Source organism: Amycolatopsis sp., assembly GCF_036008905.1.
Lineage (GTDB): Bacteria > Actinomycetota > Actinomycetes > Mycobacteriales > Pseudonocardiaceae > Amycolatopsis.
Window position 1 is genome coordinate 13,388 of the sequence record NZ_DASYMU010000129.1, and the last position, 19,691, is coordinate 33,078.

At 68.7% G+C, this 19,691-nt stretch carries 20 protein-coding genes; 9 read left to right on the forward strand and 11 right to left on the reverse strand.

Annotated features, from left to right (window positions below):
• Positions 1 to 11: 11 nt before the first annotated feature.
• From ligD to VGP60_RS22610, 3 genes are read right to left on the reverse strand one after another with little or no spacing between them, the layout of a single operon-like run.
• Positions 12 to 977, reverse strand: coding sequence for a non-homologous end-joining DNA ligase (gene ligD / locus VGP60_RS22600; RefSeq protein WP_327550055.1), 966 nt, complete (start codon positions 975 to 977; stop codon positions 12 to 14).
• A gap of 45 nt (positions 978 to 1,022) precedes the next feature.
• A complete protein-coding gene (locus VGP60_RS22605) occupies positions 1,023 to 2,216 on the reverse strand; it encodes an MFS transporter (RefSeq protein WP_327550056.1) in 1,194 nt (397 codons plus the stop codon).
• 31 nt (positions 2,217 to 2,247) lie between these two features.
• Positions 2,248 to 3,006, reverse strand: a complete 759-nt coding sequence (locus tag VGP60_RS22610) for a DeoR/GlpR family DNA-binding transcription regulator (RefSeq protein WP_327550057.1) — start codon at positions 3,004 to 3,006, stop codon at positions 2,248 to 2,250.
• A 124-nt stretch (positions 3,007 to 3,130) separates the two neighbouring features.
• Here VGP60_RS22610 and VGP60_RS22615 point away from each other — a divergent pair, with 124 nt between their 5' ends.
• Entirely contained in the window at positions 3,131 to 3,724 is a 594-nt protein-coding gene (locus VGP60_RS22615; protein ID WP_327550058.1) for a TetR/AcrR family transcriptional regulator, read from the forward strand.
• 72 nt (positions 3,725 to 3,796) lie between these two features.
• Here the strand turns inward: VGP60_RS22615 and VGP60_RS22620 are convergent, their stop codons facing one another.
• The 5 genes from VGP60_RS22620 to VGP60_RS22640 all read right to left on the reverse strand — a co-directional run bounded on the left by VGP60_RS22620 (position 3,797) and on the right by VGP60_RS22640 (position 7,227).
• Positions 3,797 to 4,897: a Gfo/Idh/MocA family oxidoreductase gene (locus VGP60_RS22620; RefSeq protein ID WP_327550059.1), complete on the reverse strand. Its 1,101-nt coding sequence runs from the start codon at positions 4,895 to 4,897 to the stop codon at positions 3,797 to 3,799.
• The gene (locus tag VGP60_RS22625; RefSeq protein WP_327550060.1) at positions 4,894 to 5,634 is read right to left on the reverse strand and encodes a sugar phosphate isomerase/epimerase; all 741 of its coding nucleotides are present in this window, start codon (positions 5,632 to 5,634) and stop codon (positions 4,894 to 4,896) included. The genes VGP60_RS22620 and VGP60_RS22625 overlap by 4 nt, the downstream gene beginning before the upstream one ends.
• A 143-nt stretch (positions 5,635 to 5,777) precedes the next feature.
• Entirely contained in the window at positions 5,778 to 5,900 is a 123-nt protein-coding gene (locus tag VGP60_RS22630) for a ribosomal protein bL36 (protein WP_327550061.1), read from the reverse strand.
• A gap of 59 nt (positions 5,901 to 5,959) precedes the next feature.
• Positions 5,960 to 6,553 carry a hypothetical protein gene (locus VGP60_RS22635; RefSeq protein ID WP_327550062.1) on the reverse strand — a complete coding sequence of 198 codons (594 nt, stop codon included), beginning with the start codon at positions 6,551 to 6,553 and terminating at the stop codon, positions 5,960 to 5,962.
• 119 nt (positions 6,554 to 6,672) lie between these two features.
• Positions 6,673 to 7,227, reverse strand: coding sequence for a peroxidase-related enzyme (locus VGP60_RS22640; protein WP_327550063.1), 555 nt, complete (start codon positions 7,225 to 7,227; stop codon positions 6,673 to 6,675).
• Between the two features lie 195 nt (positions 7,228 to 7,422).
• On the opposite strand from VGP60_RS22640, the gene VGP60_RS22645 reads away from it, so the two are divergent.
• Together VGP60_RS22645 and VGP60_RS22650 are read left to right on the forward strand one after the other, a co-directional pair.
• The gene (locus VGP60_RS22645) at positions 7,423 to 7,998 is read left to right on the forward strand and encodes a hypothetical protein (RefSeq protein WP_327550064.1); all 576 of its coding nucleotides are present in this window, start codon (positions 7,423 to 7,425) and stop codon (positions 7,996 to 7,998) included.
• Positions 7,991 to 9,310: a copper resistance CopC/CopD family protein gene (locus VGP60_RS22650; RefSeq protein ID WP_327550065.1), complete on the forward strand. Its 1,320-nt coding sequence runs from the start codon at positions 7,991 to 7,993 to the stop codon at positions 9,308 to 9,310. The genes VGP60_RS22645 and VGP60_RS22650 overlap by 8 nt, the downstream gene beginning before the upstream one ends.
• Positions 9,311 to 9,313: 3 nt before the next feature.
• Here the strand turns inward: VGP60_RS22650 and VGP60_RS22655 are convergent, their stop codons facing one another.
• A complete protein-coding gene (locus tag VGP60_RS22655) occupies positions 9,314 to 11,047 on the reverse strand; it encodes a pyruvate dehydrogenase (RefSeq protein WP_327550066.1) in 1,734 nt (577 codons plus the stop codon).
• Between the two features lie 114 nt (positions 11,048 to 11,161).
• Here VGP60_RS22655 and VGP60_RS22660 point away from each other — a divergent pair, with 114 nt between their 5' ends.
• The 3 genes from VGP60_RS22660 (at position 11,162) to VGP60_RS22670 (ending at position 14,427) form a co-directional block, all read left to right on the forward strand.
• The gene (locus VGP60_RS22660; RefSeq protein ID WP_327550067.1) at positions 11,162 to 12,070 is read left to right on the forward strand and encodes a LysR substrate-binding domain-containing protein; all 909 of its coding nucleotides are present in this window, start codon (positions 11,162 to 11,164) and stop codon (positions 12,068 to 12,070) included.
• Positions 12,067 to 12,741, forward strand: a complete 675-nt coding sequence (locus tag VGP60_RS22665; protein ID WP_327550068.1) for a maleylpyruvate isomerase family mycothiol-dependent enzyme — start codon at positions 12,067 to 12,069, stop codon at positions 12,739 to 12,741. The genes VGP60_RS22660 and VGP60_RS22665 overlap by 4 nt, the downstream gene beginning before the upstream one ends.
• Before the next feature lie 66 nt (positions 12,742 to 12,807).
• On the forward strand, positions 12,808 to 14,427 hold the full coding sequence (locus tag VGP60_RS22670) for an AMP-binding protein (protein WP_327550069.1): 1,620 nt from the start codon (positions 12,808 to 12,810) through the stop codon (positions 14,425 to 14,427).
• Between the two features lie 80 nt (positions 14,428 to 14,507).
• On the opposite strand, the gene VGP60_RS22675 is transcribed toward VGP60_RS22670, so the two are convergent.
• Positions 14,508 to 15,302, reverse strand: coding sequence for a class I SAM-dependent methyltransferase (locus VGP60_RS22675; RefSeq protein ID WP_327550070.1), 795 nt, complete (start codon positions 15,300 to 15,302; stop codon positions 14,508 to 14,510).
• Positions 15,303 to 15,311: 9 nt separating this feature from the next.
• On the reverse strand, positions 15,312 to 16,226 hold the full coding sequence (locus VGP60_RS22680; protein ID WP_327550071.1) for a LysR family transcriptional regulator: 915 nt from the start codon (positions 16,224 to 16,226) through the stop codon (positions 15,312 to 15,314).
• Positions 16,227 to 16,308: 82 nt separating this feature from the next.
• On the opposite strand from VGP60_RS22680, the gene VGP60_RS22685 reads away from it, so the two are divergent.
• The 3 genes from VGP60_RS22685 to VGP60_RS22695 are packed head-to-tail and all read left to right on the forward strand — an operon-like array spanning position 16,309 to position 19,689.
• A complete protein-coding gene (locus tag VGP60_RS22685) occupies positions 16,309 to 17,013 on the forward strand; it encodes a succinate dehydrogenase cytochrome b subunit (protein WP_327550072.1) in 705 nt (234 codons plus the stop codon).
• 1 nt (position 17,014) lies between these two features.
• The gene (locus tag VGP60_RS22690; protein ID WP_327550073.1) at positions 17,015 to 18,946 is read left to right on the forward strand and encodes a fumarate reductase/succinate dehydrogenase flavoprotein subunit; all 1,932 of its coding nucleotides are present in this window, start codon (positions 17,015 to 17,017) and stop codon (positions 18,944 to 18,946) included.
• Entirely contained in the window at positions 18,943 to 19,689 is a 747-nt protein-coding gene (locus VGP60_RS22695; protein ID WP_327550074.1) for a succinate dehydrogenase/fumarate reductase iron-sulfur subunit, read from the forward strand. The genes VGP60_RS22690 and VGP60_RS22695 overlap by 4 nt, the downstream gene beginning before the upstream one ends.
• Positions 19,690 to 19,691: the final 2 nt, after the last annotated feature.

Here is a 19,691-nt window from a genome sequence, read left to right on the forward strand (position 1 = left end):
GTGTTGCGCGGTTACGGGGTCTCTTCGGCGGTGCGGCGGGCGCGGGCGCGGCGTTTGCCCTCGTGCATGGCCTGGACGCGGGCGACCGGGATGGCGCGGCCCTCCTCGACGAGGTCGGCGCTGAGGCGCTGGGGCTCGGGCATGGCCTCGGCCCACGGGTCGCGGCCGCCGAGAAGGTCGACGGCGGTGTGGAGCGTGAAGTCCCGCGGCGACACGTTGTCGATCTCGTCCCACGACACGGGGAACGACACGGGTGCGCCCGGACGCAGACGCGGGCTGTACGCCGAGACCACCGTCGCTCCCCCGGCGCGGGTCGAATCGAGGAACACCTTGCCGTGACGGTCATCCACGATGTACGCCGTCGTCGCGAGCACCGGGTCGATCCGCTCGGCCCGCGCCGCGATCGCCCGCGTGGCCGCGGCGGCTTCCTCACCGGTCACCTCACCATCGAGCGGCACGAACACGTGCACGCCCTTGGCCCCGCTGGTCTTGACCGCGCCCGACAGCCCGGAATCCGCCAGCGCCTGACGCACCAGATGCGCCGCGCCGACGGCGAGCGAGAACGTCTCCCCTTCGGGCGGGTCGAGGTCGAGCACCAGGTACGTCGGATGCTCCCAGTCGCCGGCGCGCACCAACGGCGGGTGGTACTCCACCGCGCGCTGGTTGGCGAGCCACAGCAGCGTCCGGCGGTCGTCGCAGACCGCGTAGGACACTTCGCGTTTCGACGCCTCGGCCCACAGCGGCAGCGTCCGCACCCAGGGTGGCGTGTACTTCGGGACGTTCTTCTGCATGAACGGCGCCCGGCCCCGCAACACCCGCATGACCGACAACGGCCGATCGCGCAACTCGGGGATGATCCGGTCGTGGACGGCGTCGAGGTAGTCGACGAGGTCACGCTTGGTCGCGTCGGCGCCGTCGAACAGCGGCTGGTCGAGGTTGGTCAACGGAACGTCGTCACGAACCTCATCGCTGCCCATCGCAGTACCTTCCCCCAGTCACCCTCCCCAAGTCCACACCCGGGGTCAACTCGGAAGCTGCGCTTTTTCCGTCCGCGGCGTGAGCACCGACGCGCCCACCGCGGCGACCCCGCACAGCACGATCGGCAGGATGAACGCGACGTTGAGCGGAATCCAGTGGGTGAGCCCGCCGATCACCGCGGGCCCCGCGAGCAGGCCCAGGTACCCGAGGCCGACGACCTTCGCCATGAGCGCGCCGGACGCGCGCGTGTCGAGGTTGCCCGCGGCGGAGAACAGCTGCGGCACACATCCGGACAGGCCGACGCCGAACAGCGCCCAGCCCACGATCGCGACCACGACCCAGGGCGACGCCGCCGCGATGGTCAGCCCGAGCCCGGCCAGCGCCGCGCCGTACCGGACGACCGCCACCGGCCCGACCAGCGCGGTGACGCGGTCCGCGGTGAACCGGCCCGCCGTCATGGCGACCGAGAACGCGCCGAAGGCCAGCGCCGCGGTGCTCGGCGAAGTGCCGAGGACGTCCTTCAGGTGCAGCGCGGCCCAGTCGTTGGCGACGCCTTCGGACAGCATCAGCGCGAACGCGAGGCAGCCCAGCAACCACACGAGCCGCGTCGGCGCCGCTACCCGAGTCGCGGGCTCAGTCGTGGCCTCCACCGGCTCCGAGTCCACCTTGGTGCCGATCAGATGGCGCCCGGCGAACAACGCACCGCCGACACAGACCGCGGCGCACACCGTCAACGTCGTCGACGTCCGGATCCCAGTGCCCAGCACGATCGCGCCCAGCGCGGCCGCCGCCGCGCCACCGATCGAGAACATGGCGTGGAACGCCGACATGATCGGCCGCTGGTAAACGCGTTCGACAGTGACGGCCTGGGCGTTCATCGCGACGTCGAGGGCGCCGTTGCCGAGCCCGAACAACACCAGCGCCAGAGCGAGCGTCCACCAGTTCGTGGCCAGGCCGGGGCCGACCAGCGACAGGCCGAGCAAGACCCCGGCGGCGGGCACGACGACCCGGTGGCCGAACCGGTCGGCGAGCGGGCCGGAGACCTGCATGCCGATGAACGCCGCCCCGCCGAGCACCAGCAGCAACGCGCCCAGCGTGCTGTGGGAAATGCCGGTCGCGGCCTCGATCACCGGGATGTGCACCACCCACATGCCGAGGGCGAAACCGTTGAGGCCGAAGAAGGTCCAGGTGGCGAGGCGGGCCGCGCGGGGCGGCGGGGCGGCGGATCGGTCGGTCATCTCTGCGGGCTCCTGCGGTATCGGTTCGGGATCAGGCGACGTGGACGTGCACACCGCGGGCGGCCAGTTCGGCACGCTGGTCCGGTGACGAAGAAGAGTCGGTGACGATGACGTCCGGCCGGTCGGCGGAGCAGACGTAGGCGAGTGCGGTCCGGCCCCATTTCGAGCCGTCGGCCAGCACGATCGTGCGGGCGGACACCGCGAGCGCCTGCTGCTTGGTCTCGGCGTCACCCAGGTCGAACGCGGTGAGCCCGTCCACGACACTGAGCGCGCACGGGCTGAGGACGGCGACGTCGAACCTCAGCGACCGCAGCGAAGCGAGCGCGAGCGGCCCGACCATCGCGAGTTCACCCGGGCGGGGTTCGCCTCCTGGCAGCAGCATGCGGACGTCCGGAGCGTCGAGGAGCTCACGGGCGGCATGCAGCGACAGCGGCATGACGGTGACCGAGCGGCCCCGCAGCAGGCGGGCGACCTCGAGCGCGGTCGTTCCGCTGTCGAGCACGATCGTCTCGCCGTCACGGATCAGCGAGACGGTGGCGGCGGCGATGGCTTGTTTCGCCGTGCTCGCCGACGTCGTCCGCGCCTCGAAGGGCGGTTCGACCCCGGTAGGCGAGGCCGGGATGGCGCCGCCGTGGACGCGGCGCAGGACGCCGTACGCGGCGAGCGCGTCGAGGTCCCGGCGCACGGTCATTTCCGAAGCCCCGGTGGCATGGGCGAGTTCGGTCACCGCGACTTGAGGGGCTTCCCTGAGCCGCTCGACGATGACCCGTTGCCGTTCCGCACTTTTCACTTCTTCATGATCGCACATTATCTGATGATTCTCACAAGTCCTTTGTGCGAACGCTCACGCCAGGGGTCGGCGGGCGCCTGCGGCATGATGGGCGGGTGACGAACGAACGCCCGAGCGGCCCGCCATGGTGACCGGGGGCTATCTCAAGGGCCGGATCCGCCGGGAGGACATCATTTCGGCGGCCGCCACCGTGTACGGCGAAGCCGGCTACCACGGGTCGTCGTTGCGGGAGATCGCCAAGCGCGTCGGCATCTCCCACGCCGGGCTCCTGTACTACTTCCCGACCAAGGAAGCCCTGCTCGCCGCCGTGCTCGAGCGGCGCGACGCCGAAGACGGCGAGCGCGAGCAGCTCATGGGACCGCCCGGGCTCGAAGTGCTCCGCCACTTCCTCGCACTGGCCGCGCACAACGTCCGCAACCCCGGCATCGTCGACCTCTACAGCAGGCTCGCCGCCGAAGCCGTCTCCCCCGACCACCCCGCGCACGACTACTTCGAGCGGCACTACCAGGACGCGCGCCACGGCGTCGTCAAGTCCTTCAAAGCGCTGGCCCGCCGCGGCGAACTCCGCGACGGGATCGACCCGGAGTTCGCCGCGCTGAGTTTCATCGCGCTCATGGACGGCTTGCAGGTGCAGTGGCTGACGAACCCGGCGAAGGTGGACCTCCTGGGCTCGCTGCGGTTCTATCTCCAGAGCCTGCTCACCGTTCCGCTCGACTAGGTCGTGTCTGGTGAATCTGTTCGCCTGGGCGCGGAGATCGCGAACTTGATTTGCCAGACACGACCTAGCTGCTTAATCCAGCGTCGACTCGCGCGGATCCCATCCAGCGGGGAGCGCGGGCGGGACCTCGACCGTGCTCTCGACGTCGACGGAATGCCCGTGTGCCAACGATTCGTCGATCGCGAGCAGCGCGTCGAGCACGTGGTAGGCCAGCTCCCCCGACGCCCGTTCCGGGACCCCGGCGCGGATCGCCCGCGCCAGTTCCAGCGCCCCGGTCCCCCGCGACGAACCGTGGCCGTCCGGTTCGAGCTCGACGGGTTCCTCCTCGGCGTGCAGATGCAGCGCCGTGACGCCGTCGAACCTGTTGGGATCAGGGAGAACCGCGGTACCCAGACCGCCGGTCACCTCCACGAACCCGGTGCGCTTCACCGCCGAGTCGAAGCTCAGCTGCAGCTGCGCGAACCCGCCGCGTTCGAACTCCACGAGCGCGCTCACCGTGGTCGGCACGGTCACCGGGAACTCGGTACCGGCACGCGGGCCGGAGCCGATGACCCTGGTCTCGCGGACGCGTTCGCCGGCGCCGGTGACCCGGCGGACCGGGCCGAGCAGCTGGACGAGCTCGGTCAGGTAGTACGGCCCCATGTCGAGCAGCGGACCGCCCCCGGCCTGGAACAGGAATTCCGGGGCCGGGTGCCAGCTTTCCGGGCCGGGGGTCTGGAAGAGCGCCAACGCGGACCGCGGCTCGCCGATCCGGCCTTCGTCGATCGCCCGCCGGGCCGTCTGCAATCCGGCGCCGAGCACGGTGTCGGGCGCGCTGGCGACCCGGAGACCCCGTTCTTTCGCCCGATCGAGCAGCTTTCGCGCGCTTTCCCGGTCCATCGCGAGCGGCTTTTCCGCCCAGACGTGCTTGCCCGCGTCGAGCGCCGCCAGCCCGACCTCGACATGCGCGGCGGGGATCGTCAGGTTGACGACGAGCTCGATCTCCGGATGGTCGAGCAGTTCGTTGACGGTCCCGCTGCCAGGGACGCCGTGCTTGGCGGCCTGCTCCGCGGCGCGTTCGGGAACCAGGTCCGCGACGAACAGCACGCGGAGGTCAGGGAAGCCGGTGAGGTTCTCGAGGTAGGTATCGCTGATGACCCCGGCGCCGATCACGCCGACGCCGACGGGGCTCACTGGGCCGATCCGGTCAGGTAGGCGTAGCTCGCGGCGATCCCGTCGAAGACATCGCCGTCGTAGGCGTCGAACTCGACCACGCGCAGTGCCGTCGGCGCGGCCGCGAGGACCTCGGTGAGCGGGACGCTGCCCTGGCCGGCGGGAACCTGGCCGGAGGCGTCGGTGTTGAGCTCGCCGTCCTTGACGTGGATGGCGTGCACGCGAGAGCCGAGCCGCTTCAGCAGCGCGGGAGCGTCTTCGCCACCGGCCGTCGCCCAGTAGGTGTCGACCTCGAGCACGATCTCCGGGTCGAGCTGGTCGGCGAACACCTCGAAGGCGCTCCGGCCGTCGATCCGGGATTCCAGCTCCCACCAGTGGTTGTGGTAGCCGACCTTGACCCCGTGTTCGCTCGCGAGCTTGGCGGCGCTGTTGAGCGCGGACGCGGTGGCGGCGATGTCGGCGGCGTCGGCCCACAGCTCCGGCTTCACGAGCGGGTCGATGATCACGGCGATGCCGAGGGACACCGCGGCCTCGAACACCGCGTTCTGATCCTCGCCGATGAGCCGGGCGTGCGCGGTCGGCGCGGTGAGACCGTTAGACGGCAGGCCGTCCCGCAGCACGTCCACGTTCTCGACGACTCCGTACGGCTCCACCTGCTTGAACCCGATGTCCGCGAGGCGCCGAAGGGTCGCGGCGGGGTCGGCCGCGAAGGCGTCCCTGACCGAATAGAGCTGTACGGAAAGGCCGGGCGTGTCCATGAGAGCGCTCCCTTATTCGGCTTCGTTGACTACGAAGAATTTCTACCATCTGGTCAAAATTGGCGCCAGACCTTTTTCCAAGGTAAGAAAAAAGCCCCGGCGCCGGGTGGCGTCGGGGCCTGGACGAGCTCAGTGTCGGTGTTTCAGCCTTGGCGAGCCTTCGAGCGGGGCTCGTTCCGGTTGACGACGAGGATCTTGCGACCCCGCCGGACGACCTGCGCGCCCGGACGCCGCTTCATCGAACGCAAAGAGCTGCGTACCTTCATGGTGTTCCTCCCGGCGACCTCGTACGGTCGCACCGGGTGTAACCGGCACTCAGGGTTGGCTATTCCAACCCAGCAGACCGGAGGTGGTCGAGGACACGCCGGCCCCGAGGAGAGATCCGGTAGCCGACTTCGAGGCTTTCGGTGAGGCCCTGCTCCTTGAGCTTGCGTACGTCGAGCTTGAACAGCGCGGCCTCCCGGCCGATCTCGACGGCCAGATCGGGCGCCCGGGTGGCGGGCCGCTCGGCGATCAGGGCCAGCACCCTGGCGGTCCACGGGCCGCGCCCGCTGCGGGCGTCCAGCCGCCGGAGTTTCGCCGTCACCTCGGCCAGCTCGGACTCGTCCAGGCGATCGTTCTCGCTCAGCGCGAGGCGCGGATCCGGTCCCCCGTAACGGATTTCGACGCGGTAGAGCTCCCTGTCCGCCCCCGGGCGCAAACTCGCGAACAACGTTTCCCGGTCGTCGAAACCGGCACGCCTGGCGTCGGCTTCGGACACCGAGGACGGCTCGGCCTTGGTCACGGTGTCGATCTCGATCACGCCGAACACCGTCCGCACGCGGCCGCCGGCCTTCGCTTCGGGGCGGCGCCACCGCCGGTACGCCAGTTCGATCTTCCCTGCTTCGACCCCGGCCACGACCTCCTGGGGAAACTGCATCGCGCCCTCCCGGCTCGTCTTCTCGCGACCCTACCGACCGGCGGGCCGATCGGCGACAACAGCGAGAAACGCGGAGATTCCGGAAAAGCGAAATCCACCCCGGGAAAACTATTCCGAATTCACGGAAACACCGAACTTCGTTCGCGTATGTATCCCTCCGCGACAATCCTCTTCGCGCTGGGGACGTACCCCTCCCGCCCTTCCGGACTAAAAGCGCCCAGCCCGTCGACGTACCGGTTGAACATGCAGAACGCCGCCGCGATGAGCACGGTGTCGTGAATCTCGATCTCGCCGGCGCCGGCCGCCTTCGCGGTCTCCACGTCGGCCGCGGTGACGGCGCCGCCGCTCTTACGGGTCGCCATGGCGATAGTGAGCAACGCCTTCATCTTCGGCGTGAGGTTGGCGTCTTCCCAGTTTTGACAGGCTTCGTCGACCATCGGGAAGCCGCCGGGAAGCAGTTCCGCGGCGATCGCGGCATGGGAATTGGCACAGAAAACGCACTCGTTGCCCCGCGACACCACCGCGCCGATCAGCTCGCGCTCACCGCGCGTCAACGTGCTGGGGCCGCGCAACAGGACTTCCGCGAGCTCCATGAGCGGCTTGGCTGTCTCCGGGCGGAACTCCAGCAATGCGGAGATCCCCGGCAGGACCGGATTCACTTCGATATGGGCCACCATTCGATACTGGCGGTGACATCCGACCGGCGTCAAGATGCTCTATCACCACATCGAACTACTGCATAAACTGAATTCCTGCCGTCATTCGGCCTATTCCGACGGAGCAATCCAGAAGTAGGCCGGAGAGGTGCCCGATCGATAGTATGATCGCCGATCCCTGGAAAGAAACCGTCCCCGCAGAGGTGAATGCGCATGGCCGAATTCGACGTGGCACGGTCCCCTGGCCGGCTCGAGACACTGAACCGGAAACATCACCACACCGCGCTGAACGTCTTCATGGTCATCGTGATCGCGCACTGGGCCGAGCATCTCGTGCAGGCGTTCCAGATCTACGCACTCGGCTGGAAAACCCCCGCCGCGCGAGGGGTGCTCGGGATGCCGTTCCCGTGGCTGATCACCTCGGAGTGGCTGCACTACGGCTACGCGCTGGTGATGCTGGCCGTACTGTTCCTGCTGCGCAAGGGATTCGCCGGACGCTCGCGGCAATGGTGGAACCTCGCGCTGGGTCTCCAGTTCTGGCACCACATCGAGCATCTCCTGCTGTTCCTGCAGGCGCAGATGGGCTGGCGGCTCACCGGCGGCGGCGCGCCGTCGAGCATCGTGCAACTCCTCATCCCCCGGGTGGAACTCCACCTGTTCTACAACACGATCGTCACCATCCCGATGGTGATCGCGGTCGTGCTGCACCGGCGTGCGTCGGCCGCGGAACGCGAGATCACCGGCTGCCGCTGTGGCCTGCCAGCGGGCCGCGCACCCGCCCATGCCTAAGGGCTTCTGGCGGCTGGGGCTGATTCTGCTGGCCTTCCTGGGGTTCTCCGTCCTGCTCGCCCCAGCCGCCGCGGCACACGTGCAGATCATCGCGTTCGGTCCCGCCGACGGTTCCCGGCTGGGCGCCGCGCCGGCCCAGGTCGACGTGCGGCTGTCGGAGAACGTGGGCGTCCAGCAGGGTTCACTGCGGGTGTTCGACACGCGCGGCACCCAGGTCGACGACGGCCGGGTGTTCCAGCCGGGTGACGAGTCCGCGCTGGTCGCCGTCCGGCTGCGCCCCGGCCTGGGTGACGGCAGCTACCTGGTGAACTACGCCTTCGTCTCGGAGGACTCCCATCCGGTGCGGGGCGCGTTCGCGTTCGTCGTGGGTGAGGGGCCCTTGCTCAGCGCCAGCGGCGCGGTGGCGGCGTCGACCGGCACGGACACGGCCGTCGACACGACGTTCACGGTCTTCAAATGGGGATCGTTCCTGGGGATGGCCGCACTCGGCGGACTGGTGTTCGTCCTGTGGTGCCGTCCGGCGGGCCGGACCGACCCGCGGGTCCGCAAGGTGCTTCTGGCCAGCGCGGCGATGGTGGCCGTCTCGGGTGCCGCCGCACTGCTCCTGCAAGGGCCGTACAGCACGGGCCAAGGCCTCTCCGGCGTCTTCTCGCCGAGTTCGCTCAAGACGACGCTGAGCCTGCCGCACGGAAAGCTGCTGATCCTGCGCTTGGTCGCGGTCGCGGCACTGGCCGTGCTCATCCGCCGCCTGCTCGTCCCGCTCGATTCGCTGACCGAGCGCGTCCGGTTCCGGTACGAGAACCTCGCGATGGTCACGGGTTTCCTTGTGCTGCTGTCGTTTTCCGCGTCCGGGCACGCCGTCTCCGACAGCGTCCCGTTCTTCACCATCACCGCCGACCTCGCCCATCTGGGCGGGATGGCCGTCTGGCTGGGCGGGCTCGTCCAGATCACGCTGTGCCTGCGCCGGTCCGGGTCCGAAGAAGAACTGCGGCAGGCGCTGGCCCGGTTTTCGCCGCTCGCGGCGATTTCCGTCGGCGTCGTCGCGGCGAGCGGCGTCTACCTGGGACTGCGGATCGTCCCGTCGTTCTCCGCGCTGTGGACGACCACGTACGGGATCCTGCTGCTGCTCAAGCTGTCCGGGTTCGTGGTGCTACTGGCACTCGCCAACCTCGGCCGGATCGCGGTGCGCCGCCGGATGACCGCCGGCGGCGTGGCGACGGCGACCAGGATGCGGGTCACCGTCGCCACCGAGGTCGCGATCGCCGCCGTGGTACTGCTGCTCGCGGCGATCCTCTCCACTACCGCTCCTTGAGCGTCACGGCCGCGGGATGTTGCGCAGGTTGCTGCGCGCCATGTCGACCATCTTGCCGACGCCGCCGTCCAGCACGGTCTTGCCCGCCGCCGCGGCGAACCCGCGCACCATCTTGCCGGTGATCTTCGGCGGGATGGACATCGCGTTCGGGTCGGTGACCAGCTCCACCAGCGCCGGGCCGGGGTGTGCGAAGGCCTTCGTGAGCGCTTCGCGGATGTCGCCGGGCTGTTCGACGCGGGTGGAGTGGATGCCGACGGCCTTGGCGATGGCGCTGAAGTCGACCGGCGCGTGGTCGGTTTCGAAGTCCGGCAGGCCGTCGACGAGCATCTCCAGCTTGACCATGCCCAGTGTGGCGTTGTTGAACAGCACCACCTTCACCGGGATGTCGTAGGCGGCCAGCGTGATCAGGTCGCCCATCAGCATGGCCAGGCCGCCGTCGCCGGAGATCGACACCACCTGGCGCTCCCGGGAAGCGAACTGCGCGCCGACGGCGTGCGGCAGCGCGTTGGCCATGCTGCCGTGCCGGAACGAGCCGATCACCCGGCGGCGGCCGTTCGGGGTGAGGTACCGCGCGGCCCAGACGTTGCCCATGCCGGTGTCCACGGTGAACACGGCGTCGTCGTCGGCCAGTTCGTCCAGAACGGCGGCGGCGTACTCGGGGTGGATCGGCGTGCGGTGCTCGATGTTCCTGGTGTAGGCGTCGACGACCTTTTCCAGCCCCCGCGCGTGTTCCCGCAGCATCTTGTCCAAAAAGGACCGATCGGTGCGTGGGCGCAGGAGCGGCAGCACCGCGCGCAGCGTCTCCTTGACGTTGCCGTGCACGGCGAGATCGAGCGCGCTGCGGCGGCCGAGCCGGGCCGCGTCGTTGTCGATCTGGACGGTCCGCGCCTGCGGAAGGTAGTCGTCGTAAGGGAAATCGGTGCCGAGCAGGACGACCCGGTCGGCTCGCTGCATCGCGTCGTAGCAGGCGCCGTAGCCGAGCAGGCCGCTCATGCCGACGTCGTACGGATTGTCGTACTGGATCCATTCCTTGCCCGCCAGCGAATGGCCGACCGGCGCGCCGAGCCGCTCGGCGAACTCCATCACCTCGGCGTGCGCCCCGCGGGTGCCCGCACCGGCGAAGAGCATCACCTTCTCGCCCGAGTTGAGCAGTTCGGCCAGTTCCGCGATCCGCTCGGCACCGGGGACCACGGGCGACGGGTGAACGAGGTGCACGACCTCGTCGTCCGCGGCCGCCGCCTTCCGCTCGGAGACGTCACCGGGGATGGTCAGCACGGCGACCCCGCCACGGCCGACCGCGGTCTGCATCGCGACGCGCAGCAGGCGCGGCATCTGCTCGGGCTGTGAGACCAGTTCGCTGAAGTGGCTGCATTCGACGAAAAGCCGGTCGGGGTGGGTCTCCTGGAAGTAGCCGGTGCCGACCTGCGCGGACGGGATGTGCGAGGCGATCGCGAGGACCGGCGCGCCGCTGCGATGGGCGTCGTACAGGCCGTTGATCAGGTGGAGGTTGCCCGGTCCGGCGCTTCCGGCACAGACGGCGAGCTTGCCGGTCACCTGCGCTTCGGCGGCGGCCGCGAACGCGGCGGACTCCTCGTGGCGGACGTGCACCCACTCGATGCCGTCGGTGCGGCGCACGGCGTCGACGATCGGGTTGAGGCTGTCTCCGACGATGCCGTAGATCCGCTCGACACCGGCGTCGCGCAGCGTGCGTACCAGCTGTTCGGCCACTGTAGCCATGATCGTTTCTCCTTGTCCGGCACCCGAAGTTCCGCTGACTCCAGCATCCGCCGGATCTCAGTATGCGTCCAATGCCGATAAGCTGCTGGGTCCATGTCGTGAGAGTATGGATTCATGGATCTGCAAGTGCTGCGCTGGTTCCAGGCCGTCGCCGACGGCGCGACGGTGACGGAAACGGCCGCGCGAGCCCACATCACGCAGCCCGCGCTGTCGCGGGCGCTGGCCAGGATCGAGCACGAGGTCGGTGCCGCGGTGTTCCAGCGGGTCGGCCGGGCGCTGCGGGTGACCCCGGCCGGGCGGGTGTTCAAAGCGCACGCCGACGAGATCCTCGACGCCTACGACCGCGGGGTGCGCGCGGTCGGGGACGTCGTCGACCCCGAAGCCGGCGTGATCCCGCTGGCGTTCCTGCACACCTTCGGCACCTGGCTGGTGCCGCCGCTGCTGAGCGGTTTCCGTGAGAACCACCCGAAAGTGCGGTTCGCGCTGACCCAGCACGGCGAAGAAGGGCTCATCCAGGAACTGCTCGACGGCACCGCGGACCTGGTGATCACCAGCGGTGATCCCGGCGATCCGCTGCTGCACTGGGAGCGCCTGCTGGTCGAGCCGCTGTGGCTGGCCGTGCCACCGGGTCACCGGCTCGCGCGGCGCAGGCGGGTGCGCCTCGCGGAGGTGGCGGACGAGACGTTCATCCTGCTGCGGCAGGGATACGGCCTCCGCGCCACCACCGAACGGCTGTGCCGGGAAGCGGGGTTCACGCCGCGGGTCGGCTTCGAGGGCGAGGAGGTCGAGACGCTGCGGGGACTGGTCACGGCCGGGCTCGGCGTGTCGCTGCTGCCGCTCCCCCAGACCGCCGCGTTCCCGCTGGCCACCGGCAAACCCGCGGCGCCGCATCTGCGCGTGACCGACGTCGTCAGCACGCGCGACATCGGCCTGGCCCGGCTCGCCGGGCGCATGCTGCCCCCGGCGTCGGAGAACTTCCGGGTACACGTCGTCGAAGCCACCCGGGCCATACTCGGGACATGAAGTGGTTGAACCAGGGCACGAACCTGCTCGCCGAGACCGTCGCCGGGCTCGGCGACGCCGAATTCGACGAGCCGAGCGGCCTGCCGGGGTGGACCCGGCGGCATCTGCTCGCGCATGTGGCCGCCAACGCGGAGGCGTTGCAGCGTCTCGTCCAGTGGGCGCGCACGGGAGAGCGGACTCCGATGTACGCCTCCGCGGACCAGCGCAACGCCGACATCGAAGCGGGCAGCAGGCTTCCCGCGGCGCGCCTGCGCGAGTGGATGTCCGAGGCCGCGGCGAAACTGGGCGAAGACCTGGCCGCGTTGCCCGCCGACGCCTGGGAAAACCCGGTCTCCACCGCCCAGGGCAAGCTCATTCCCGCGACCGAGATCCCGTGGATGCGCACCAGGGAGGTCTGGATCCACACGGTGGACCTCGACGCCGGAGTGGGCTTCGAGGACTTCCCCGCCGACCTGTGCGCCGCCCTGCTGACCGACGTCACCGGTGCGCGGTCGGGAGACCACGGTGTTCTCCTGCGCGCCACCGACTGCGACGACGTCTGGCGGATCACCGGCACCGGCCCGGCGGCCGAGGTGTCGGGCACGCGAGCGGCTCTGGCCCGCTGGGTCACCGGCCGCGGCACCGGCGGACTGACCCCGCCGACTCCCCCGGAGCTGGGCCGCTGGCTGTGAACATCTTGCTTGCGTGACGGCCGACACCGAAGCTACACTTCGGCCGCCCCAGAAGGGAGCACCGCTGTGCAGCTGGTGGACTCCGCACACGTCGACACGTTCTGCCGGGACAACCTCCCGCCCGGCGAACTGTGGCCCGAATTCCGGTTCGACCTGCCGGAATTGCGCTACCCCGGCAGACTGAACTGCGCCGAACAGCTGCTCGACGAGACGATCCGCGCGTTCGGCGCGGACCGCCCATGCCTGCGCACTCCGGCCGAAACCTGGACATACGGCGATCTTCGGCGCCGGAGCAACCAGGTGGCCCGCGTGCTGACCGAGGATTTCGGCCTGGTGCCGGGAAATCGCGTGCTGCTGCGGGGGCCGAACAACCCGTGGCTGGTCGCGACCTGGTTCGCCGTCCTCAAGGCGGGCGGGGTCGTGGTCACCACCATGCCGCTCCTGCGAACCGGTGAGATCACCTCGCTGTTCGAACTCACCCGCCCCATGCTTTCGGTGTGCGACACGCGGTTCACCGAAGACCTCCGCGCCGCCGATCCCGGCCTGCCCATGCTGGTCTACGGCGGCGACGAGCCCGGCGACCTGATCACCCGCGCCGCCACGAAAAGCACGGAGTTCACGACGGTGGACACCGCGGCCGACGACGTCGCCCTGCTCGCGCCGACTTCCGGCACGACCGGGAACCCCAAGGCCACCATGCATTTCCACCGCGATGTGCTCGCGAACGCCGACACCTTCGGCAAACACGTCCTCAAAGCCACCGCGGACGACGTCTTCACCGGGACCCCGCCGATCGGGTTCACCTTCGGGCTCGGTGGATTGGTGATCTTCCCGATGCGGGCCGGCGCGTCGGCGTTGCTGCTGGAGCGGGCGAACCCCGGGGAACTCGCGGACGCCATCGCCCGGCACCGGGTCACGGTGCTGTTCACCGCGCCCACGGCGTACAAGGCGATCCTCGCGACCGGGAAGGCGGGCGGCCTGGTGAGCCTGCGCCGCTGCGTGTCCGCCGGCGAATACCTGGCGAAACCGGTGTGGGAGGAGTTCTTCCGCACCACCGGGATCCGCATCATCGACGGGATCGGCGGCACCGAACTGCTGCACATCTTCATCGCGGCGGCCGACGACGACATCCGGCCAGGGTCCACCGGCAAACCCGTTCCCGGCTTCCACGCCGCCGTCCTGGACGACGACGGCGACCCGGTGCCGGACGGTGTCGCGGGCAGGCTCGCGGTGAAGGGACCCACTGGCTGCCGCTATCTCGCCGACGAACGCCAGCGGGTGTACGTCCACAAAGGATGGAACATCACCGGCGACACCTTCGTCCGCGACAGCGACGGCTACTACTGGTACCAGGCCCGCAATGACGACATGATCATCTCGTCCGGCTACAACATCGCCGGGCCCGAGGTCGAAACCGCGCTGGCAGGCCATCCCGACGTCCTCGAAGCCGCGGTGGTCGGCGCCCCCGACCCCGAACGCGGCACGATCGTGAAGGCGTTCGTGGTGTTGCGCGAAGGTGCCTCAGCCGATGAGGCGAAAGTCGTGGAGCTGCAGGAGTTCGTCAAAGGCGCGATCGCGCCCTACAAGTACCCGCGCGATGTCGAGTTCGTCCCGGAGCTCCCGAAGACCGGCACCGGCAAGATCCAGCGCTTCCTGCTACGGCAACTCGCCGCCCACCGCGAGTGACCTCTCCGCCATCTGTCGACAGATGGCGATCCCTTGGTTCGTAAGAGATCACGTGATGTCGACATCTCGTGGGGTCCGCCTCAGGCAACCCGAGACGCAACGGCCAGCTGAGTCATATACCGCTTCACAATCCGGCCGCCATACCGACGATCGATCAGATCCCCGATACACCCCAACAACCCCAACCGAGCGTCAGCACCCATAGCCCGATGCCCGGAGTACGTCGACAACAGGTTCAAATACTCGGAAGTCGTATACCCCTGTTCCCACTCGTACCGAAAAAACCGCACATCCCCAAACCGCCCAGACCGCTCGAACTCCTCAGCCTCCCGAGGCACATCAGCACCCGGAGTAAGCCGCAACCCTGGCGGCGTCGCCGGATCAAACCGCTCGTAACACCTCTGCACCTCAACAAAAAGCGCCTCACTACCCCCAGCCACATGATGAGTGGACACCACCGCCAGCGCTCCGCCCACCCGCAACGCGTCGGCAGCCTTCACCACCCGCACAGCCGGATCCACCCAATGAAACGCCGTCGCCGACAGGACTGCGTCAAACCCGGCGTCAGGCAAAACCCAGTCCTCAAAAGCGGAAACCACCACCTCGGCCCGAGGAAAACCGACAAGATTGCGCCGAGCGACAGCAGCCATCTCCGCACCCAACTCCACCGCCACGACCTCACACCCGAGTCGAGCCAGCGGCACGGTCGCCTGCCCTGTCCCGCAACCGATTTCCAGCACCCGGGACGAGGAACCCAAGTCGGTCACCCGGACAAGGTCCTCGAACATCCGTGACGGATATCCGGGCCGGGACCGGTCGTAGAGAGCGGCGTCTTCGGTGAAGGTTCTACGCAGGCGCTCCCGATCTTCGTCCACGAACGCAGGTTACCGGCCGCCCAGCGCCTTGGCGCCCGGCGGAAGACGGTCGGGGTACCGCGTGATGGCGTCCTTCAGGGCACGCACCGCTCGCGACGGTTCCAGGTCGCGGCGGTAGGCGAACTGGACGGCGCGGCTCAGGCCGGGGGCGCTGAACCGCGTCATCCGGAAGCGGTCTCCGACGACGGTGCTCGGCACGACGGCCAGCCCGATTCCCGCGTTCACGAATTCGAGCACGGCGTCCATCTCGCCGCCCTCGATCGCGAACTTCGGTTCGAAGCCCTCGGCGCGGCACGCGGCCACAGTGGCCTCCCGGAGGTCGTATCCACGGCGGAACATGACCAGCGGAAGTCCTTTCAGGTCACCGATCTTGATCTGCGCGTCCGGTACCGGCGCCGGTGACGTCTTCGGCGAGATCACGACGAGTTCTTCCTCGAACAGCGGCAGCATCGACAGTCGCGGATCGTCGTGCAGCCGCGAGTCGACGATCATCGCGAGGTCCAGCGCTCCTTCGGAAAGCGACGTCTGCAGGTCCCGTGAGCCGCCCTCGGTCAGGACGATTTCGATCCCGGGGTACGTCCGGCAGAACGCCGAGAGCATCGACGGCAGCAGTCCCGTGCACAGGCTCGGGGTCGCGCCCAGGCGTACCCGGCCGCGGCCGAGCTCGTCCAGTTCCCGGATCGCGCGGTAGGCGGTGTCCGTCTCCGCCAGGATCCGGCGGGCGATGGGCAACAGCGTCTCCCCCGCCTCCGTCAGGGACACGTTGCCTCGGATGCGGTGGAACAGGCTCGCGCCGACGTCTTTCTCGAGCGCCCGGACCTGCTGGGACAGCGAAGGCTGCGCGACGCGCATCTGTTCGGCGGCGTGGGTGAAGTGACGGGTCTCCGCGACGGCGACGAAATACGCGAGCTGCTGGAACTGCATGAGCCCATCATAGCCAAAGCCTCTCGAGATGAGAGTTAGCATCTGTTTGCCCTCTATTGGTACTAGGCATACCGTCGAATCCGTGGTAGTTGATCTCGCAACGCGCAAACGTTCGGCGGCGCGCACCTTCTGGGACTCGACGATCGGGAAGAAGGCGGTCATGGCCGTCTCCGGCCTGATGATGCTCGGGTTCCTGTTTTTTCACATGCTCGGCAACCTGAAAATCTTCTTCGGGCCGACCGACTTCAACGGATACGCCGCCTGGCTGCGCACGATCGGCGAGCCGGTGCTGCATCACGAGTGGTTCCTGTGGATCATGCGCGCCGGCCTGCTCGTCGCACTGGTCGCCCACGTCGTCGCGGCGGCGCAACTGTCCAAACGCGACCTCCGGGCGCGTCCGGTGCGCTACCAGCACGGACAGCGGGCGAAGGCGACGTTCGCCACCCGCACCATGCGCTGGGGCGGCGTGATCCTGGCGCTGTACATCGTCTGGCACATCCTCGACCTGACCGTCGGCGTGGCGAACCAGGATTTCAAGGCGGGCCAGCCGCATCACAACGTCGTCGCGGACTTCCAGGTGTGGTGGGTCAACGTCATCTACCTCGTCGCGATCGCGATGGTCGGCATCCACATCAACCACGGGTTCTGGAGCGCCGCGCAGACCCTCGGCGTCAACCGGCCGGCGCGTGACAAGGCGATCAAAACCCTCGGCACGACCCTCGCCGTGGTGATCACGGCGGGTTTCGCGGTCGTTCCCCTCGGCGTGATGACAGGACTGGTGAGCTGACATGCTCGACTACACCGTCGGCGAACCCATCGCCGACACCAAAGCACCGCAAGGCCCCATCGAAGGACGTTGGCAGGAAAGGAAGTTCTCGGCCAAGCTGGTCAACCCGGCGAACCGGCGCAAGCACCGGGTCATCGTGGTGGGCACCGGGCTCGCGGGCGGTTCGGCGGGCGCGACCCTCGCCGAGCAGGGCTACCACGTCGTCCAGTTCTGCTTCCAGGACTCCCCGCGCCGCGCGCATTCCGTCGCGGCACAGGGCGGGATCAACGCGGCCAAGAACTACCGCAACGACGGCGACTCGGTGTATCGGCTCTTCTACGACACGGTGAAGGGCGGTGACTTCCGCTCCCGGGAGTCCAATGTGTACCGATTGGCCGAGGTCTCGGGCCAGATCATCGACCAGGCCGTGGCACAGGGTGTCCCGTTCGCGCGGGAATACGGCGGCCTGCTCGACACCCGATCTTTCGGCGGCGTCCAGGTGCAACGCACCTTCTACGCACGCGGCCAGACCGGGCAGCAGCTCCTGATCGGCGCGTACCAGGCGCTGTCGAAGCAGATCGACGCCGGCAACGTCGAACTCCACGCCCGCACCGAGATGCTAGACCTCGTCGTGATCGACGGCAAAGCCCGCGGCATCGTCACGCGCGACCTCGTCACCGGCAAGGTCGAGACCCATCTCGCCGACGCCGTCGTGCTCGCCACCGGCGGCTACGGCAACCTCTTCTACCTCTCCACCAACGCCAAGGGCTCCAACGCCAGCGTGATCTGGCGGGCCCACAAACGCGGCGCCTACCTGGCGAATCCCTGCTACACGCAGATCCATCCGACCTGCATCCCGCGGTCGGGCGAGCACCAGTCGAAACTCACGCTGATGAGCGAGTCACTGCGCAACGACGGCCGGATCTGGGTGCCGAAGCAGAAGGGCGATCCGCGTCCGCCGGGCGAGATCCCCGAAGACGAGCGCGACTACTACCTGGAGCGGATCTACCCCAGCTTCGGCAACCTGGTCCCGCGCGACATCGCCTCGCGCGCGGCGAAGAACCAGTGCGACGCCGGTTTCGGGGTCGGGCCGGGCGGGCTCGGGGTGTACCTCGACTTCGCCGACGCGATCACACGCCTCGGGCGGCCCGCGATCGAAGCCAGCTACGGCAACCTTTTCGACATGTACGAGCGCATCACCGCGGAGAACCCGTACGAGACCCCCATGCGCATCTATCCCGCGATCCACTACACGATGGGCGGGCTGTGGGTCGACTACGACCTGCAGAGCACCATCCCGGGCCTGTTCGTGATCGGCGAGGCGAACTTCTCCGACCACGGCGCCAACCGGCTCGGCGCCTCCGCGCTGATGCAAGGGCTCGCGGACGGCTACTTCGTCCTCCCCTCGACAGTCAACGACTACATCGCGCGCGGCGGCTTCGAAGACATCGCCGCGGACAACCCGGCGGTCGCCCAGGTCGAGGCCGAGGTCACCGAGCGGCTCCACAAACTACTGTCCAACAAAGGCGACCGGACGGTCGACTCGTTCCACCGCGAACTGGGCACGCTGATGTGGGAGTACTGCGGCATGGCCCGCAGCGAGGCCGGGCTGCGCAAGGCACTCGAGCGGATTCCCGAGCTGCGCAAGGAGTTCTGGAACTCGGTCAAGGTTCCCGGCTCGGGCGAAGCGCTGAACCAGGAGCTCGAAAAGGCCAACCGGGTCGCGGATTTCCTCGAGTTCGGCGAGCTTCTCCTGCTCGACGCACTGGCACGCGAGGAGTCCTGCGGCGGGCACTTCCGCGAGGAACACCAGACCACCGAAGGCGAAGCGCAACGCGACGACGAACACTTCAGCTACGTCGCGGCCTGGGAGTACACCGGCGAGAACCCGGTGCTCCACAAGGAAAACCTCGAGTTCAGCTACGTCCACCCCACCCAGCGGAGTTACACGTGAAGCTCACCGTTCGCATCTGGCGCCAGGCCGGCCCCGACAGCGAGGGCGGCCTGGTCACCTACCCGGTCGACGACATCAGCCCGGACATGTCGTTCCTGGAGATGCTCGACGTCCTCAACGAGGAACTCGTGCTGCGCGGCGAAGAACCGGTCGCGTTCGACCACGACTGCCGCGAAGGCATCTGCGGCGCGTGCGGCGTCGTGATCAACGGCCGCGCGCACGGACCCGAGCAGACCACCACCTGCCAGCTGCACATGCGCGCGTTCCGCGACGGCGACGTGATCGACGTCGAGCCGTGGCGCGCCCAGGCCTTCCCGATCATCAAGGACCTCGTCGTCGACCGCTCGGCGTTCGACCGGATCGTGCAGTCGGGCGGCTACGTCACCGCCCCGACCGGCAGCGCACCCGACGCGCACGCCACACCGGTGCCCAAACCGGACGCGGACCTGGCCTTCGACAACGCCACCTGCATCGGCTGCGGCGCCTGTGTGGCGGCGTGCCCGAACGGCTCGTCGATGCTGTTCACCTCGGCGAAGGTGACACACCTGAACCTGCTGCCGCAGGGGCAGCCGGAACGCGAACAGCGGGTACTCGACATGGTCGGGACCATGGACGACGAGGGTTTCGGCGGCTGCACCAACAGTGGCGAATGCGTCGCGTCCTGCCCCAAGGGCATCCCGTTCACCAGCATCGTCAACCTGAACCGGGAGTTCCTGCGGGCCTCCCGGTCTTCACGGAAGTGAGC